This window comes from Antiquaquibacter metalliresistens (assembly GCF_029211225.1).
GTDB classification, from domain to species: Bacteria; Actinomycetota; Actinomycetes; order Actinomycetales; family Microbacteriaceae; genus Rhodoglobus; species Rhodoglobus metalliresistens.
The window spans coordinates 64679-81244 of the sequence record NZ_JARGEM010000005.1 but is presented as its reverse complement, the minus strand read 5'-3'; the positions used below and the strand labels follow the sequence as shown (position 1 = coordinate 81244).

The 16566-nt window shown below is 70.0% G+C and carries 16 protein-coding genes and 1 pseudogene; 7 read left to right on the top strand and 10 right to left on the bottom strand.

Features of this window, described 5'->3' with window-relative positions; translation table 11 throughout:
* Nucleotides 1-47: 47 nt before the first annotated feature.
* Nucleotides 48-1001: a CPBP family intramembrane glutamic endopeptidase gene (locus PYV02_RS10380; protein ID WP_275758851.1), complete on the bottom strand. Its 954-nt coding sequence runs from the start codon at nucleotides 999-1001 to the stop codon at nucleotides 48-50.
* A 62-nt stretch (nucleotides 1002-1063) separates the two neighbouring features.
* Here PYV02_RS10380 and PYV02_RS10375 point away from each other — a divergent pair, with 62 nt between their 5' ends.
* Nucleotides 1064-1663, top strand: coding sequence for an exonuclease domain-containing protein (locus tag PYV02_RS10375; protein ID WP_275758849.1), 600 nt, complete (start codon nucleotides 1064-1066; stop codon nucleotides 1661-1663).
* Nucleotides 1664-1910: 247 nt separating this feature from the next.
* On the opposite strand, the gene PYV02_RS10370 is transcribed toward PYV02_RS10375, so the two are convergent.
* Nucleotides 1911-3404, bottom strand: a complete 1494-nt coding sequence (locus PYV02_RS10370) for a CoA-acylating methylmalonate-semialdehyde dehydrogenase (RefSeq protein WP_275758847.1) — start codon at nucleotides 3402-3404, stop codon at nucleotides 1911-1913.
* 72 nt (nucleotides 3405-3476) lie between these two features.
* Entirely contained in the window at nucleotides 3477-4391 is a 915-nt protein-coding gene (locus tag PYV02_RS10365) for a LysR family transcriptional regulator (RefSeq protein WP_275758846.1), read from the bottom strand.
* A gap of 74 nt (nucleotides 4392-4465) precedes the next feature.
* Between PYV02_RS10365 and PYV02_RS10360 the strand changes: the two genes are divergently transcribed.
* The gene (locus PYV02_RS10360; RefSeq protein WP_275758844.1) at nucleotides 4466-5791 is read left to right on the top strand and encodes a DNA recombination protein RmuC; all 1326 of its coding nucleotides are present in this window, start codon (nucleotides 4466-4468) and stop codon (nucleotides 5789-5791) included.
* A 21-nt stretch (nucleotides 5792-5812) separates the two neighbouring features.
* Here PYV02_RS10360 and glpX read toward each other — a convergent pair whose 3' ends face one another.
* The gene (gene glpX, locus PYV02_RS10355; RefSeq protein WP_275759172.1) at nucleotides 5813-6748 is read right to left on the bottom strand and encodes a class II fructose-bisphosphatase; all 936 of its coding nucleotides are present in this window, start codon (nucleotides 6746-6748) and stop codon (nucleotides 5813-5815) included.
* 182 nt (nucleotides 6749-6930) lie between these two features.
* Here glpX and fbaA point away from each other — a divergent pair, with 182 nt between their 5' ends.
* A complete protein-coding gene (fbaA, locus tag PYV02_RS10350; RefSeq protein WP_275758842.1) occupies nucleotides 6931-7959 on the top strand; it encodes a class II fructose-bisphosphate aldolase in 1029 nt (342 codons plus the stop codon).
* Nucleotide 7960: 1 nt separating this feature from the next.
* On the opposite strand, the gene PYV02_RS10345 is transcribed toward fbaA, so the two are convergent.
* From PYV02_RS10345 to PYV02_RS10320, 6 genes and pseudogenes are all read right to left on the bottom strand, one after another.
* Entirely contained in the window at nucleotides 7961-9109 is a 1149-nt protein-coding gene (locus tag PYV02_RS10345) for a hypothetical protein (RefSeq protein WP_275758840.1), read from the bottom strand.
* Entirely contained in the window at nucleotides 9096-10325 is a 1230-nt protein-coding gene (locus PYV02_RS10340; RefSeq protein ID WP_275758838.1) for a sensor histidine kinase, read from the bottom strand. The genes PYV02_RS10345 and PYV02_RS10340 overlap by 14 nt, the downstream gene beginning before the upstream one ends.
* Before the next feature lie 87 nt (nucleotides 10326-10412).
* Nucleotides 10413-10934, bottom strand: a pseudogene (locus PYV02_RS10335) (DUF6264 family protein); the annotation flags it as partial.
* Complete coding sequence (locus PYV02_RS10330) at nucleotides 10904-11992, bottom strand: 4-hydroxy-3-methylbut-2-enyl diphosphate reductase (RefSeq protein WP_420833617.1); 1089 nt, start codon at nucleotides 11990-11992, stop codon at nucleotides 10904-10906. The pseudogene PYV02_RS10335 and the gene PYV02_RS10330, both read right to left, overlap by 31 nt.
* A gap of 42 nt (nucleotides 11993-12034) precedes the next feature.
* Nucleotides 12035-12868: an ABC transporter permease gene (locus PYV02_RS10325; RefSeq protein WP_275758836.1), complete on the bottom strand. Its 834-nt coding sequence runs from the start codon at nucleotides 12866-12868 to the stop codon at nucleotides 12035-12037.
* A complete protein-coding gene (locus tag PYV02_RS10320; protein WP_275758835.1) occupies nucleotides 12865-13764 on the bottom strand; it encodes an ATP-binding cassette domain-containing protein in 900 nt (299 codons plus the stop codon). The genes PYV02_RS10325 and PYV02_RS10320 overlap by 4 nt, the downstream gene beginning before the upstream one ends.
* Nucleotides 13765-13859: 95 nt before the next feature.
* Here PYV02_RS10320 and xseA point away from each other — a divergent pair, with 95 nt between their 5' ends.
* From xseA to PYV02_RS10300, 4 genes are read left to right on the top strand one after another with little or no spacing between them, the layout of a single operon-like run.
* Nucleotides 13860-15068, top strand: a complete 1209-nt coding sequence (xseA, locus tag PYV02_RS10315; RefSeq protein ID WP_275758833.1) for an exodeoxyribonuclease VII large subunit — start codon at nucleotides 13860-13862, stop codon at nucleotides 15066-15068.
* 13 nt (nucleotides 15069-15081) lie between these two features.
* Nucleotides 15082-15291 (top strand): exodeoxyribonuclease VII small subunit, encoded by a 210-nt coding sequence (locus PYV02_RS10310; RefSeq protein ID WP_275758831.1) that lies wholly within the window; start codon nucleotides 15082-15084, stop codon nucleotides 15289-15291.
* Entirely contained in the window at nucleotides 15291-15908 is a 618-nt protein-coding gene (locus PYV02_RS10305; protein ID WP_275758829.1) for a DUF4245 domain-containing protein, read from the top strand. The genes PYV02_RS10310 and PYV02_RS10305 overlap by 1 nt, the downstream gene beginning before the upstream one ends.
* Nucleotides 15908-16528 carry a carbonic anhydrase gene (locus PYV02_RS10300; protein WP_275758827.1) on the top strand — a complete coding sequence of 207 codons (621 nt, stop codon included), beginning with the start codon at nucleotides 15908-15910 and terminating at the stop codon, nucleotides 16526-16528. The genes PYV02_RS10305 and PYV02_RS10300 overlap by 1 nt, the downstream gene beginning before the upstream one ends.
* Nucleotides 16529-16566 lie beyond the last annotated feature (38 nt).

The window sequence follows — 16566 nt, the reverse complement described above, 5'->3', positions numbered from 1 at the left end:
AGGGTACCGGCGCATGGCGGGCAACCTCTGCGCGCGGATCGGTCAGGTCAGCCGGCGGGCTCTGCGTCGACCGCCCGCGGCACCGTGTAGTGACTCGGTGGCGGCGGCGCGGTCACGACCACGCGGTTGCGACGACCCCACCACCAGGCGATGCCAGCCCCGGCGAGCACCACCGCGATCGGCAGCAGGATGAACGGACCGCCCGCTCCCGCACTGCGGTCGATGCCCTCGCCGAGCTGACCGGCGAACGCCGCGAGCAGCAGCAGCAGCAGGTTGTTGACGGTGTGGATGAGGATGGGCGCCTCGAGTCCGCCCGTCGCGTGCGCGGCCACCGACATCGCCACCCCGAAGAGCACGTAGTAGGCGATGAGCCACGGGTCGCCCGCGAAGTGCGCGAGGCCGAACACCACGGCGGAGACAGCAGTGGAGACGAAGAATGCCGCACGCGGCGACGGGAACCACGAGCCGACCGAGCGCTGCACGAGGCCGCGCATGCCGACCTCTTCCCCCGCCGCCTGGAGCGGAGTGGTGAGCACGATGACGGCGACGACGGCGATCACGGTGCCGTCCACGGTGAAGCCGCCCTCCGGGGCCAGCGCGAAGCTGCCGGCCACGTAGAGCACCCAGAACGGCACGATCACGAGGGCGAGGCGGCCGAGCCATCCCCACCGCAGCCGGCCGGTGACCGACCAGATCCAGCGCGGACGAACCCCGAAGAACGCCCACTGCAAACCCATCGCGACGGGAATCATCAGGGCGAGACCGACGTTCGTGGCCAGGAGCACGAGCGGGGTCAGCGGCACGATCCCCGAGGCGAGCTGCTCGGGCGTGATCGTGCCGGCCAGCGTCTCGACGATGATGGCGATGCCGCTGAGCACGGTGGAGATGCCGAAGAACAACACCACAAAGCACACGATCGCGAGGGCGCCACGCCACCATCCGGGCGTGATGCCGTGCAGGGCGTGGTCGTAGCGGCGCTGCGGCTCGAGGGCTTCGCTCATGGTTCCAGGGTATGCGGCGTGCCCGACGTCCCGGCGTCGGTACCCCGTGTGAACATCGTCTCGTGCCACTGGATTTCACCGCGATCGACTTCGAGACCGCCAACAACTCGGCGGCGAGCGCGTGCTCGGTGGGCCTCGTCAAGGTGCGCGACGGGCGCGTCGTGGACACGGCATCCTGGCTGATCAAGCCGCCGCTCGGTCACGACGAGTTCCTCGAGTGGAACGTGCGCATCCACGGCATCATGGCGGTGGATGTCGCGGACGCCCTGCTCTGGAGCGAACAGTTGCACGACCTGCAGTCCTTCGCCGAGAACGATCACCTCGTCGCGCACAACGCCGGATTCGACATGGGCGTGATCGCCGCCGCCTGCGCCGCGTCGTACGTTCCCACCCCGAGCTACGACTACCTGTGCAGCCTGCAGGTGGCGCGCAAGACCTACCACCTGGACTCCTACCGACTGCCGTCGGCGGCGATGGCGGCGGGCTTCGAGGACTTCGCACACCACGACGCCCTCGCCGACGCGCAGGCGTGCGCCGCCATCATCGTGCACGCCGCTGGGCGGCACGGCGCCTCGAGCATCGGCGAGCTCTCGGAGCTCACCGGCGCGCGCGTCAAGCGGCTCGGCGCGCCGATGATCGAGCCCGCGCAGCTCTCGGCCTGATCGACTCCCCCGGCTTGCCCAGGGTCGCCTCGGGCTGCCCTCGGCGGGAGAGCCGGGCGCTTGGCGGGAGCAGCCCCCACCCACCCCTCGCCTCTGGCGGGTGAAAACGACGGGTGGCGGGAGTTATACACCCCGCCACCCGTGTGCTTCTCCCGCCGGATCCGTGATTGCCCCCGCCAACGGAAGGCAACCCCCGCCAGGCGAAGGCAACCCCCGCCAGGCGCGCCTCACCGACGGCCCGGGCGGGCTAGCCGTTCTGCGGGAAGCCCAGGTTGATGCCGCCGTGCGAGGGGTCGAGCCAGCGCGAGGTGACCGCCTTCTCCCGCGTGAAGAAGTGCACCGCCTGCGGGCCGTAGGCCTTGGTGTCGCCGAAGAGCGAGTCCTTCCAACCACCGAACGAGAAGTAGCCGACCGGCACCGGGATCGGCACGTTGATGCCGACCATGCCCACCGTGACCTCGCGCTGGAAGCGACGCGCTGCACCGCCGTCGTTGGTGAAGATCGCGGTGCCGTTGCCGTAGCGCGAGGCGTTGATCATGGCGACGCCCTCCTCGTAGGTCTTCACGCGCACCACAGAGAGCACCGGCCCGAAGATCTCGTGCTGGTAGACATCCGATGACGTCGACACCTTGTCGATGAGGGTCGGGCCGAGCCAGAATCCGTCGGCCGCGCCATCCGGCACCACACCGCGACCGTCGACGACGACATCGGCGCCGTCCGCGATCGCGATGTCGATGTAGCCGGCGACCTTGTCACGGTGCTCCCGCGTGATGAGCGGCCCCATGTCGCAGCCGCGCATGCCGTCCCCGACGGTCAGCCCCGACATCCGCTGCGTGATCTTGGCGATCAGGTCGTCGGCGATCGGCTCGACGGCGACGACCACCGAGATGGCCATGCAGCGCTCGCCTGCCGAACCGAAGCCCGCGTTCACCGCGGAGTCCGCGACGAGGTCGAGGTCGGCGTCGGGCAGCACGAGCATGTGGTTCTTGGCCCCGCCGAGCGCCTGCACGCGCTTGCCCGCCTTGGCGGCGTTCTCGTAGATGTACTTCGCGATCGGCGTGGAACCGACGAAGGAGACGGCCTGGATGTCGGGGTGCTCGAGGATCGCGTCCACCGACTCCTTGTCGCCGTTGACGACGTTGAGCACGCCGTCGGGCAGACCTGCCTCCTTGAGCAGGCGCGCGAGCCAGAGCGCCGCGGAGGGATCCTTCTCGCTCGGCTTGAGGATCACGGTGTTGCCCGCCGCGATCGCGGTCGGGAAGAACCACAGCGGTACCATCGCCGGGAAGTTGAAGGGGCTGATGATGCCGACCACGCCGAGCGGCTCATGCACCGAGTACACGTCGACGCCGGTCGAGACGTTCTGCGAGATCTCGCCCTTCATCAGATGCGGAATGGATGTCGCCCACTCGACGACCTCCATGCCGCGAGCGATCTCGCCGAGCGCATCGGAGAACACCTTGCCGTGCTCGTTGGTGAGGATCGCGGCGAGCTCCTCCTTGCGGGCGTTGAGCAGCTCGCGGAAGGTGAACAGCACGGCCTGCCGCTTGGCGAGGGAGGCGTCGGCCCAGGCCGGGAAGGCGGCTTTCGCCGAGGCGACGGCGGCCGCGACATCCTTGGTGCTCGCGAGGGTGACCTCACGCGACACGGTGCCCTCGGCTGGGTTGTAGACGGGAGCGGTGCGGGTGGATTCGCCGGCGAAGTCCGTGCCGTCGACCCAGTGGGTCAGGATCTCAGTCATGCCACCAGTCTGAGCACGAGGTCATCTGCGATCAAGCTCCGTTCGTGCACAGCCGATGTGCAGATCAGCACATCAGGCCGGGACGAGTTCACCCGCCCGCGCCCGCACCTCGTCGGTGAGCGCCGCCCGCACGATCGTGACGGCCTCGACCGGCAGGCTGTCGCGGCGCACCGAGAGCGAGAACTGCAGCCGGAAGTCGACCTCCGCCGGCAGCACCGGGCGCAGGGCGGGGTCGTGCTCGGCCATGAACGCGTGCAACAGTCCGATGCCGACCCCGCGACGGGTGGCCTCGAGCTGCGCGAACACGTTCGTGGAACCGAACGCGACGCGCATGCCGCTGAGCACGGGCGCCAGGTCGAGCTCGCGCACGCTCAGCAGCGCATCCACGTAGAAGACGAGCGGATGCGCGTCCAGGTCCCCCAGGGAACGGATCGGCGCGCGGGCGGCGAGATAGTCCGGCGAGGCGTAGAGGCGCAAGGCGTAGGGCGCGAGCGGTTCGGAGGTCAGCCGCGAGCTCGCCGCCGAACCGATCGTGACCGCGAGGTCGTGGCCCGAGCCGCGCAGACTCAGCGGGCGGGTGGAGGTGACGAGTTCGGTCGTGATGCCCGGGTGCGCGGCGTGCACTCGCGCCAGGGCGGGCACGACGAAGAGCGTGCCGAACGCCTCGGGCGCGACGATGCGCACCGTGCCCCGGATCCCCTCGGACTCAGCGGATGCCGCGCCGACGACCTCCTCGACGACTCGATCCAGGGGCGCGGCACGGTCGGCCACGGCACGACCGATCGTCGTGAGCTCCCAGCCATCGGCGCCGCGGTCGAGCAGCCGAACCCCGAGGGCGGCCTCGAGCCGGTCAATGCGCCGCCGCACCGTCGTGTGATCGACGCCGAGCAGGGTCGCCGCCGACACCAGCCGACCGGCGCGGGCGACCGCGAGCAAGTAGCGCAGGTCGTCCGTGCTCACGTCGAGTGGATGCGGCACCGGCGTCATGCCTTCACCCTACGATGCGCCCGGGCCGCGGTTCGCAGCCGGGGATTGTCCGTCGCCGCTGTCACACTGAAGGCATGGACCCCATCCTCGCTCTCGTTCTCGGCTTCGTGGTCGGTATCGTGCTCGGTGGCGTCGGCGCGTTGCTCTTCGCGCGCGGCCGCCGAACCGGCATCGATCCCGCGGTGCTTGAGGCGCGGCACCAGAACGCGCTCGTCGAGTTGCGCATGCAGGAGCAGGCCGTGCAGTCGCAGCTCATCGCCGAGCGCGCGGCGATCCAGGCCACAGCCGATGGGCTGCGCGAGCAGCTCGTCGCTCTCGAGCGCGCGCAGCGCGAACAAGCCGAACGCGAGCGCGCCGAGTCGAAGGTGCTGCAGGCACTCTCCCCCGTGCAGGAGACGCTGCGCACCATGCAGCAGAAGGTCGCCGACCTCGAGCGGCAGCGCAGTCAGCAGTACGGGGCGATCGCCGAGCAACTCAAGCAGACGCAGCTCTCCGGGGAGCAGATCCGGGTGACCACCGAGTCGCTGGCGTCGGCGCTGCGCAGCAATGCCACCCGCGGCGTGTGGGGCGAGACCCAGTTGCGCAACGTCGTGCAGGCGGCCGGGCTGATCGAACGGGTCGACTTCGACGTGCAGTCGAGCATCACCTCGGATGCCGGCGCCGGCCGCCCCGACATGGTCATCCACCTGCCCGGCGGCAAGAACATCGCCGTCGACGCGAAGGTGCCCTTCGCCGCCTACCTGGAGGCCACCCAGATTCCGGTGACCGCCACGGGCGAGGAGGGCGCGCGCCGCGAGTCGCTCATCAAGCAGCACGTCAAGGTGCTGCGCAGCCACATCGACGCGCTCGCGAGCAAGACCTACTGGGCCGGGCTCGAGGCGTCGCCGGAACTCGTGATCGCCTTCATCCCGAGCGAATCGCTCGTCTCCTCGGCGCTCGAGGCCGACCCGGCGATCATGGACTACGCCTTCGGCAAGCGCGTGGCACTCGCCTCGCCCGTGACGCTCTGGTCGGTGCTGAAGACGGTGGCGTTCTCGTGGCAGCAGGACGTGCTCACCGACGAGGCGAAGACCCTCTTCGACCTGAGCAAGGAGCTGTACGGACGCCTCGCGACCCTCGCCGATCACGCCGACCGCCTGCGCCGCTCGATCGACTCCACCGTCGCGAGCTACAACCAGTTCGCGAACTCCCTCGAGACCCGCGTGCTCGTGACGGCGCGCAAGCTCAACATGCTCGACGAGTCCAAGGTGATCGGCACCGCGGCGACGATCGAGCAGGCGCCGAAGCAGCTCACGGCGGTCGAGATGGAGCTCGCGGCCCTCGACGAGCTCGAGGGCGTGGGTCGCCCCGAACTCGACATCCCCGAGCTGCCCGCGGCGAAGAAGCCGAAGACGGCCTAGCTAAGACGGCCTAGCTGCGGCTCAGTCGAGCCACTTCTGGGCGAGGTGGTCGGCGTTCACGCGACGAATCGTGCCCGAGCGCGAACGCAGCACGATGCTCTCGGTGCGGATGATCGGACCGAGGCGGCGCACGCCGTTGACGAGCGTGCCGTCGGTGACGCCCGTGGCGACGAAGAAGGTGTTGTCGCTGCGCACGAGTTCGTCGGCTTCGTAGACGTAGTCGAACTTGAGCCCCGCAGCGGCGCCCTTGACGCGCTCCTCCTCGGTCTTCGGCGCGAGGCGGCCCTGGATGAACCCGCCGAGCGCCTTGATCGCGCACGCCGTCGCGACGCCCTCCGGGCTGCCGCCGACGCCGACGCAGAGGTCGATGCGCGTGCCGTAGATCGCCGCGTTGATGCCGCCCGCGACATCCCCGTCGAGCATGAGCCGGGTGCCGGCGCCCGCGCTGCGGATCTCGTCGATGAGACCCTCGTGCCGCGGACGGTCGAGCACGGCGACGATGATCTCGGAGACCGGCTTGCCCTTCGCCTTCGCGAACTCGCGGATGTTGTCGCCGATGGGCTGGGTGATGTCGATCACGCCGATGCCCTCGGCACCGGAGACGAGCTTGTCCATGTAGAACACGCTCGAGGCGTCGAGCATCGTGCCGCGGTCGGAGACGGCGATCATCGAGATCGCGTTCTGCCGACCGGCGGCGGTCAGCGAGGTGCCATCGATCGGATCGACGGCGATGTCGCACGACGGGCCGACGCCGAGGCCGACGTGCTCGCCGTTGAAGAGCATGGGCGCGTTGTCCTTTTCGCCCTCGCCGATCACGACGACGCCGTCGAACTCGACGGTGCCGAGGAACTTGCGCATGGCATCGACGGCAGCGCCGTCGGCACCGAGCTTGTCGCCCTTGCCGATGAAGGGCACGGCGCGGATCGCGGCGGCCTCGGTGGCCCGCACGAGTTCCATCGCCAGGTTGCGGTCGGGATGCTGGAACAGCGTTCCGGATTCAGCGGTCGCCACGAGGGTGTCCTGTTCGTTTCACGCGCGGTGGTGGGATCCCCGCTCCGGGATCGACGCGCCAACAGCCTATCGCGACGGCATCGCTAGACTTTCAGGCGCAACCCCGTTCGCGCCGAAGGAGAATCTCCATGCCCGTCGCCACCCCCGACCAGTACGCCGAGATGCTCGACAAGGCCAAGAGCCGCGGCTTCGCCTACCCGGCGATCAACGTCTCGTCCTCGTCCACGATCAATGCCGTGCTCCAGGGCCTCTCCGAGGCCGGCTCCGACGGGATCATCCAGGTCACCACCGGTGGCGCGGACTACTTCGCCGGCCAGAGCGTGAAGGCACGGGCATCCGGCGCCCTCGCCTTCGCGGCGTTCGCGACCGAGGTCGCCAAGAACTACCCCATCACCGTCGCGCTGCACACCGACCACTGCCCGAAGGACGCGCTCGACGGCTTCGTCTACCCGCTGATCGCCGCCTCCGAGGCCGAGGTCAAGGCGGGACGCAACCCGATCTTCCAGTCCCACATGTGGGATGGCTCGGCCGTGCCGCTGGCGGAGAACCTCGCGATCGCGAAGGAGATCCTGCCGCGCATGCGTGCGATCAACGCGATCCTCGAGGTCGAGATCGGCGTCGTCGGCGGCGAGGAGGACGGCGTCAAGCACGAGGGCACGAACGAGGCGCTCTACACGACGCTCGGCGACGTGACCGCGATGGTCGAGGCGATCGGCCTCGGCGAGCAGGGGCGCTACATGGCGGCGCTGACCTTCGGCAACGTGCACGGCGTCTACAAGCCGGGCAACGTCAAGCTCAAGCCCGAGCTGCTCAAGGAGATCCAGGACGGCATCGAGGCCAAGTACGGCACCGGCCCGAAGCCGCTCGACCTGGTCTTCCACGGCGGCTCCGGATCGACCGCCGAGGAGATCGCGACCGCGGTCGCGAACGGCGTCGTGAAGATGAACATCGACACCGACACCCAGTACGCCTTCACCCGCTCCATCGCGGACACCATGTTCAAGAACTACGACGGCGTGCTCAAGGTCGACGGCGAGGTCGGCAACAAGAAGGTCTACGACCCGCGCTCGTGGGGCAAGCTCGCCGAGTCGGCCATGGCACGACGCGTGGTCGAGGCCACGCAGCAGCTGGGCTCGGCCGGGCACTCCGGCCAGTAGCTCAGTCCTCGGCCGGAGGCACCCGGAACGACATGCGCAGGTGCTTCTGGCTGTCGATGGTGAGATCCTCGACCGCGGTGCCCAGGGTGAGGTAGTACGGCGCGAGGTGCATGATCTTGCGTCCCTCGGGCAGCGCGATGTCGAGGCTCACGCCGACGGCGGTCGCGCCATCCGGTGCCGCGCGCAGTTCGATCATGAGCGAGCCGGTATCGGTGCCGGGGGTTTCCATGATCGCGCGAAGCATCGCCCGAAGCGTGGTGCGCTGCGCGTGGTTCATGCTGCGCGCGCGTCGATCGGGATCGACCACCACGAGCCGGGATTGGCTGGCGATCGAATCCAGCCAGCTGAGATTCGACTGCGTGACGAGCTCGTCGCGCATCCGGCGTGCGAGCTGACCCGCGAGGGCGCGATCGGCCGGGGTGATGCGGCCCGCGTCGGCGATGCCGGTGAGAAACGGTGCGGCACGAGCGGTCAGTCGCGCCACCGTCACCCGCTCCATCTGCCGGGCCACCTCGTCGCGCACGTGCTTGCCGACCACCAGCAGCCGGGACGGGCTCTCCAACATCGGCAGCATGGTGCTCACGACGGTGTACGAGAACACGGCGGTCGCCGCCGTCGCGAGCATGGGCGAATAGGCGATCAGCAGAGCCGAGGCCACGGGGCCGAATCCCGGCTGGGCGGGGTAGACGATGAAGAAGGCGGCGATCGTCGCGATGATCGTGGATGAGCAGCCGAGCGCGACGAGCTGACGCACCGGCAGGTACGGGCCGAGACTCGCGATGATCAGGGCCAGCGCGGGCGGTGCCCACCACTGCTCGAGCGAGAACTGGGTGCCGGCACGACCCGCCGCCGAGACGAGCACGGCGACGATGACCACCGCGAGGGCGGCCGACGCGGACCGCCATCCGATGCCTCGGCGCAGCGGACGGGTGGCGAAGTGCATGAACAGCCCCGCCCCGGCGACGAGGGCGATGGCGACCGGCTGCAGCACCGGAGCGGTGCCCACCGGCCACGTGAGCGCCGTCTGGATCGTGCCGTGGATCACGGCGAGCGCGCTGAAGGCGAGCGGAACGAACGGCCCCGTGAACCAGCTCAGCGGATCGACCTGCTGAGCGGACATCGCGAAGCTGCGGGCGTTACGATTCGGCATCCGGCACCCCCTCGTGCTCGGTGACGACCTCGAGCACCGGCACCCGGATCACGACGGAGGTGCCAGCGACCGGTGACGACCAGATGCGCACGGATCCCCCGACGGCGCGGATGCGGCCGCGGATGGACTGGCGCACGCCGAGCCGGTCGTCGGGCACGGCATCCGGATCGAAGCCGTGGCCCTGGTCGCTGACGATGACGGTGATCTCCGTGGCGCTGTAGGCGAGGTCGACCTCCGCGACGGATGCCCCGGAGTGACGCAGCACGTTCTCCAGACTCGCGCGCACGGCGTCGACGAGCGCGTTGGCCACCTCGGGCTCGACGCGGTAGATGCCGCTGCCACTGCCCGTCACCCGCACCGTCAGACCGCGCCACTGCAGGTCGCTCATCATCATGACGATGCGATTGCGCAGTTCGCTGTCCTGGTCGTCGACGACGGTGAGATCGGATGCCTCGTCGAGCCACTCCGCGCTCGTGAGGGTCGCGACATCCGCACGCAGGCGCTTCACCGCACGCTCATCGAGCTCGTCCGGCGCGTTCATCACGATCGAGAGATCGTTGAGCAGGGTGTCGTGGACGACCGCGGTGACCCGGTCGCGCAGGTGCTCCTCGAGGGAGAGTCTGCGGGTCTCCCGCTCGAGTTCCTCGAAGTTGGGCACGAGTCGCCGCTGCCGCGCCTGGATCGCCCCGAGCACCGCATAGGCGGTGACGTAGAGCAGGAGCATGAGCAGCGGCCCCCACCCGGTGGTCAGCGGCATGCCGGTGACGCCCGCCACGACGAAACTGACCCCGGAGGAGATGAGGAACCCCACCAGGATCCAGGAGACGCCGACGAGGGTGCTCGCCGACTGCACTCCGACCAGCACGAGTGACACCGCGGGACGGTTGAGCACGAACAGCGCCTGCTCGGTGATCGCGGGATCGGCCTGGATGAGCCACACCTGGTACAGCACGGCACCCGCCGCCCCGACGAGCAGGAACGCCGCCACGATCTGCGGTCTGGGCAGGAACGCCGCGACGATCACGAACGCGAGCAGCACGATCAGGATCGCGAGAGGACCGGGCAGGTCGGCACCGAGTCCGCGCACGAGCATGTGCTCGACCAGCAGCGGAATCGTCAGGCTGAGACTGACCGCGTTGACCGCCCAGGCGCCGCGCGCGATGCCATTCGTGATCACGCGGGCCGCGACCTCGCGCGGTAGCACCGCGACGCGCACGCCTGGTCTCCCCTCGGTGAGCCGCCCTCTGCGCGGCTGCAACGATTCTCGCATCCGCGATCGCGCGTGGGGCGGACCGCCACGGCACTAGCGCGCGGTCTGCTCCACCACGTACTGGGCGAATCCGGGATCGGCCAGGAAGATCACCATGACGCAGATCACGACGAGCAGCGCCGCGACCGCGCCGGCGGTGAGCGGCACCCAGAAGGCGATGCGGTTGCGGGCCAGACGCAGCAGCGTCGCGACGATCGCGAGCACCAGCAGCGCCACCCGCGCGATGTTGAGCCAGCCGCCGATCTGATCGGCGTACTCGACCGAGCTGAAGCCCTCGATGCCCTGCTGCTCGGATGCCGCGCGCAGCGCCACGCCCAGGTTGCCGAACACGGCGAGTCCCGTGACCACGTCGAAGACGCCCCACAGCAGCAGCACCGTGGAGAGCACGACGTCCCAGGTGCGCCGCCGCACGACCGGGACCGCCGCGGGTTCCGGAGCCGGCTCCGGCGCGGGCGGCAGGGATGGGGTCGGAACGGGAGGCACGTCGGCGTATTCGCCGTAGCGCGGCCTCGGGCGTTCGTCGGTCATGCCTGCCAGTCCAGTCGCTTGGTGCGGCCACCGAGTCCGCGCTCGTCGGGGTTGCCCTGGGCGTCGACCCGCAGTTCCTTCGGCAGCGAGAACATCAGGTCCTCTTCGGCCGTGACGACCGTCTCGACCTCGCCGTACCCGGCATCGGCGAGGTCGGCGAGCACCTCCTGCACGAGCACCTCCGGCACGGAGGCGCCGCTGGTCACACCGACGGTCGCGACGCCGTCGAGCCACTCCTGCTGGATCTCGCTGGCGTAGTCCACCCGGTGCGCGGCCCTCGCGCCGTACTCGAGTGCGACATCCACCAGTCGAACGGTGTTGGAGCTGTTGGCGCTGCCGACCACGATCACGAGGTCGGCGTGCTCGGCGACCTTCTTGATCGCCACCTGGCGGTTCTGCGTCGCGTAGCAGATGTCGTCGCTCGGGGGGTCCTGCAGGTTCGGAAAGCGCTCGCGAAGCCGCCGCACGGTCTCCATGGTCTCGTCGACGCTGAGCGTGGTCTGCGAGAGCCAGACCAGGTTGTCGGGATCGTCGACCTCGAGCCCGTCGACCTCGTCCGGACTCCCCACGAGCGTGGTCTGCTCGGGGGCATGGCCCATGGTGCCCTCGACCTCCTCGTGGCCGGCATGTCCGATCAGCAGGATGTGACGGCCGGCCTTCGAGAAGCGCGTCGCTTCGCGGTGCACCTTGGTCACGAGCGGGCAGGTGGCGTCGATGGCCTGCAGGTCGCGGTCCGCCGCGCCCTGCACCACGGCCGGGGAGACGCCGTGGGCGCTGAACACGATGTGCGAGCCGGGCGGCACCTCGCCGACGTCGTCGACGAAGATCGCGCCTCGGCGTTCGAGCGTGGAGACCACGTGGATGTTGTGCACGATCTGCTTGCGCACATAGACCGGGGCGCCGAAGTTCTCGAGCGCCTTCTCAACGGCGACGACCGCGCGATCGACGCCCGCGCAGTAACCGCGGGGCGCGGCGAGCAGCACTCGCTTGCCTCCCGCGACCGGTCGGTTCTCGAGGCGCCCGCGCGCGGCCGGAACCCGAGGCGTCTCGAGTGCGGTCGCGGCTCCGTTCGAGATGGTGCTCACGTCGGCGATTCTACGTGGCCCGACCGGTCGGCCGCTGGGAGCTCATGTGACGTCGCGACGCCAGCTCGTCAACGAGCCGACCGCGAGCAGCACCGCCGCGAAGCCGGCGAGCACGAGCCCGCCCTGCCACCAGTCCAGCAGCGTCGTCGCGCTGGGCATCGACGGGTCGAGCGCGCCGAGGGACGCGTAGAGTCCCCCGCCGACGAGCGCGTCGGTCGCCGCACCCGGCAGGAAGCGCGCGAACTGAGCGGTGCCCTCCCACAGTCCGCCGACGAGCCGCAGGATCGGCTCCACGAACTGGGTGAAGGCGAGCACGATCACGATCACGATCACCTGGTTGCCGACCACGCTGCCGAGCCCGACGCCGATCACGGCCCAGAGCGTCATCGCGAGCACGATTCGCGCGAGCACCGAGATCACGTTCGGGTCGTCGAGGGCCGGGTCGCCGCCGGTCGCCGCGATCACGGCCGCGCCGGTGCCGACCGACGCGGCGAGCCCGACGAGCCCGTAGAGCGCGCCCACGAGCGCGAGTGCGACCGCCTTGCCCGCCAGCACGATGCCGCGGCGGGGTTCGGCGAGCAGCGTCGGGGTGATGGTGCGGTGACGCAGTTCCGTCGTGGCCGCGAGCGCGCCGATGAGCACCGGGAACAGGTACCCGATCGAGGTGACCGTCGTGTAGACGAGCAGGGCGGATGCCTCGGGCTCCAGTGAGATGGCCCCGCCGCCCATGAGCGCGCCGAGGTCGCTGACGAACAGGGCGAGGATGGCCGCGGTGAACGCCACGTAGCCGAAGAGCACGAGTGCGAGCAGCCACCACGAGCGCACGCTGAAGGTGCGGGCGAGTTCCGCCCGCGTCGCACGAACGATGGCGATCATGAGGCCACCGCCGCGGTGTCGTCGCCGACCAGCCCGAGGAAGACCGTCTCGAGCCCCTCGTTCACGGTCGCCAGCTGGCTCAACTCAATGCCCTGCGAGAACGCGAGGTGGCCGAGTTCGGCGGCGGTGACGCCGGTCACCAGCAAGCCCCGCGCGTCGGCATGCACGCTCGCGCGCCCGTCGAGCGCCGCCCGGAGGCGTTCGCGATCCGGGGAGTCAACCAGCACCTGCGCACCGCCGCCGAGCGACTCGAGCGGCCCCTGGTGCACCAGACGACCGTGCGCGATGACCACCACGTCGGTGACGGTCTGCTGCACCTCCGAGAGCAGGTGCGACGAGACGAGCACCGTGCGCCCCTCGGCGGCGAGCTCACCGAGCAGCCCGCGAATCCAGCGGATGCCCTCCGGGTCCAGTCCGTTGACCGGTTCGTCGAGCACGAGGGCACCCGGGTCGCCGAGCAGTGCGCTCGCGAGACCGAGACGTTGGCGCATGCCGAGGGAGTATCCGCCGACACGGCGGCGCGCGGCATCCGCGAGTCCGACGCGTTCGAGCACGGCGTCGACCCGGTCGCGCGCGATGCCGCCGGCGATCGCCTGCACGAGCAGGTGGTCGCGGCCGCTGCGCCCCGGGTGGAAGACGGTCGGTTCCAGGGATGCCCCGACCATCGCGAGCGGACGCTCGAGCTCGCGATACCGCCGCCCGTCGATCAGCGCGCTGCCCGCGCTCGGCGCCACGAGCCCCAGAAGGGTGCGCAGTGTCGTGGTCTTGCCGGCGCCGTTCGGGCCGAGGAAGCCCGTGACGCGGCCGGGTTCGACGGTGAAGCTCAGGTCGGAGACGGCGAGCACCTCCCCGAAGCTCTTCGTGAGGTGTTCGATCGTGATCGTGGGTCCGTGCATGGCGCAAGTCTAGTTGTTCTAGTTGGAGTAGATCAATAGTCGGCCGTCTGGACAGGCCCGGCGCCAGGGTCCGCAGCATCCCGTACCCTGACGGGGTGACCATCGAGACCCCGCCGCCGACCGTCGATGCGCCCTGGGGCGTCGCGCTGTTCGCGGGCAAGATCAAGGGTTGGATCGAACGACTGGGCACCGCCTGGGTCGAGGGCGAGATCACCCAGTGGGGCGTCTCGGGCGGCAACGTCTACGGCAAGCTCAAAGACCTCGACGACGACGTGACGATCTCGTTCACCATCTGGTCGTCGGTCAAGGCCAAGCTGCCCGACGACCTCAAGCAGGGCGACCGGGTGATCGCGCTCGTCAAGCCGAACTACTGGCTCAAGGGCGGCACGCTCACCATGCAGGTGTTCGAGATGCGCCACGTGGGCCTCGGCGACCTGCTCGAGAAGCTCGAACGGCTGCGCCAGAAGCTCAAGGCGGAGGGGCTCTTCGACCGCAAGCGCCCCCTGCCGTTCCTGCCGGGCTGCATCGGGCTCATCACCGGCAAGGATTCGGATGCCGAGAAAGACGTGCTGCGCAACGCGCAGCTGCGCTGGCCCGCCGTGAAGTTCCGGGTCGTGCACACCGCCGTGCAGGGCGACCGCGCCGCGGGCGAGGTGACTCGCGCGATCACGATCCTCGACGCCGACCCGGAGGTCGACGTCATCATCGTCGCGCGCGGCGGCGGCGACTTCCAGAACCTGCTCGTCTTCAGCGACGAGGCGCTCGTGCGCGCCGCCGCCGCGTGCACCACCCCCCTCGTGTCGGCGATCGGCCACGAGGCCGACCGACCATTGCTCGACGAGGTCGCCGACCTGCGTGCCTCCACCCCCACCGACGCGGCGAAGCGCGTGGTGCCGGATGTCGCCGAGGAGCTCGCGCGCGTGCAGCAGGCGCGCGCCGGCATCCGTTCGCGCGTCACGCAGCGCATCGCGGTGGAGGTGGACCGCATCGAGGCGCTGCGCACCCGCCCGGTGCTCGCCAACCCGCACTGGCTGATCGACACCCGCGCCGACGAGCTCGGTCGCTGGGTGGCGCGCAGTCGCGAGCTCGTCGATCGCACGCTCGAACGCGCGCACACGTCGATCGCCGAGCTCACCGGCCAGTTGCGCGCGCTCTCACCCCAGCGCACCCTGGAACGCGGCTACGCGATCGCCCAACTGCCCGACGGCTCGGCGGTGCGCGACGCCGCCCAGGCTCCGGCCGGCACTCGGTTGAAGCTCACGGTCGCGGTGGGGACGCTCGCGGCGACCGTCGACGACGCTTAGGTAGGATCGAGCCGTGTCCACCGATGTGAGCGAACTGAGCTACGAAGCGGCCAGGGACGAATTGATCAAGGTCGTCGCCGAGCTGGAGCAGGGCTCATCGAGCCTGGAGCAGTCACTGGCGCTCTGGGAGCGCGGCGAAGCCCTCGCCCAGCGCTGCGAGGAATGGCTCGTCGGCGCTCGCGCCCGACTCGAGGCGGCGCGCGCCGCCGCAGACCCCGAGTGATGGCCCCGCGCGAACCCGCGGTCGTCGCCGAACTGGGCCGGCCCGAGACCCCCGAGGAGACGGCGCGACGCAAGGCCGAGGCCTCGGCTCGTCGCCGATCCAACCAGACCGTCTTCAACCTCATCGTCGCGACCGCCGCCTCGCTGCTGATCGTGCTGTTCCTGGTCGTCGTCGTCGTGCGCCCCTCCGCTCCCCCGCGCCCACCGGTGGACTACCGGGGCATCGCCGTCGAGGCGGGCGTCGACGCGATCGCCCCGCGACTGCCGGACACCTGGACCGCGAACGCCGCGGAGCTCGAGACCGTCGGCGGTGTGCGCACCTGGTCGATCGGCTTCCTGACGCCGGAAGGCCAGTTCATCGCCCTCGAGCAGGGCCTGGACGCGAACCCGACCTGGCTCGCCCAGGCCGTCGACGGCGTCGCCGCGACCGGATCGACTCGCCTCGGCGGGCTGGAGTGGACCGTCTACGACGACCGCGACGCCCAGGATCCCGGCAACTACGCCTTCTCGATGTCGACGCAGACCGATCGCGGCATCGTGGTACTGCACGGCACGGCATCCGACGCGGAGTTCGCGCTGCTCGCGGAGGCCATCGCCGCCGAAGTGGAGGTCGGCTGATGTCCGAGAGACGCACCCCGGCGAAGGCCTGGCAGGAGATGCTGCGCGGCAACGAGCGATTCGTGGCCGGGGAGCCGCTGCATCCCCGCCAAGACGTTGATCGGCGCACGGAGGTCGCGCCGAGGCAGACCCCGAGTGCTGCGCTCTTCGGCTGCAGCGACTCCCGGCTCGCCGCCGAGATCATCTTCGACAAGGGCCTCGGCGACCTCTTCGTCGTGCGCAACGCCGGTCAGATCATCTCGGATTCCGTGATCGGCTCGCTCGAGTACGCCGTCGGAGTGCTCGAGGTGCCGCTGATCGTGGTGCTCGGACACGACGAGTGCGGCGCGGTGCTCGCCGCAATCGACTCGGTCGGCCCGGATGCACCGGTGCTGCCGCCGCACATCGCCCACCTGATCACCAAGATCGTGCCGGCCGTGCGCCGTGTGGAGACGGCCGATGGTGAGGTCGACGCCCAGGACGTCGGCCGCGAGCATCTGCGCGACACGATCGCCGAGCTGCTGGAGTCGTCGGAGCTGATCAGCGACGCCGTCGCCGCGGGTACGCTGGCTGTTGTGGGCGCGAACTATCGCCTGCTCGAGGGCCGCGCAGTACCCGACGTGATCGTGGGCGCGGTCTGAACTCCACCACTGACTCCTTACGGCCGCCAGAACAGAAG

Bases quoted from the DNA above. Each gene is read 5' to 3' on its own strand.
- PYV02_RS10380 (WP_275758851.1), bottom strand. From the start codon at position 1,001: ATGAGCGAAGCCCTCGAGCCGCAGCGCCGCTACGACCACGCCCTGCAC.
- PYV02_RS10370 (WP_275758847.1), bottom strand. From the start codon at position 3,404: ATGACTGAGATCCTGACCCACTGGGTCGACGGCACGGACTTCGCCGGC.
- PYV02_RS10365 (WP_275758846.1), bottom strand. From the start codon at position 4,391: ATGACGCCGGTGCCGCATCCACTCGACGTGAGCACGGACGACCTGCGC.
- PYV02_RS10360 (WP_275758844.1), top strand. From the start codon at position 4,466: ATGGACCCCATCCTCGCTCTCGTTCTCGGCTTCGTGGTCGGTATCGTG.
- glpX (WP_275759172.1), bottom strand. From the start codon at position 6,748: ATGGAACTCGTGCGGGCCACCGAGGCCGCCGCGATCCGCGCCGTGCCC.
- fbaA (WP_275758842.1), top strand. From the start codon at position 6,931: ATGCCCGTCGCCACCCCCGACCAGTACGCCGAGATGCTCGACAAGGCC.
- PYV02_RS10345 (WP_275758840.1), bottom strand. From the start codon at position 9,109: ATGCCGAATCGTAACGCCCGCAGCTTCGCGATGTCCGCTCAGCAGGTC.
- PYV02_RS10325 (WP_275758836.1), bottom strand. From the start codon at position 12,868: ATGATCGCCATCGTTCGTGCGACGCGGGCGGAACTCGCCCGCACCTTC.
- PYV02_RS10320 (WP_275758835.1), bottom strand. From the start codon at position 13,764: ATGCACGGACCCACGATCACGATCGAACACCTCACGAAGAGCTTCGGG.
- PYV02_RS10305 (WP_275758829.1), top strand. From the start codon at position 15,291: ATGGCCCCGCGCGAACCCGCGGTCGTCGCCGAACTGGGCCGGCCCGAG.
- PYV02_RS10300 (WP_275758827.1), top strand. From the start codon at position 15,908: ATGTCCGAGAGACGCACCCCGGCGAAGGCCTGGCAGGAGATGCTGCGC.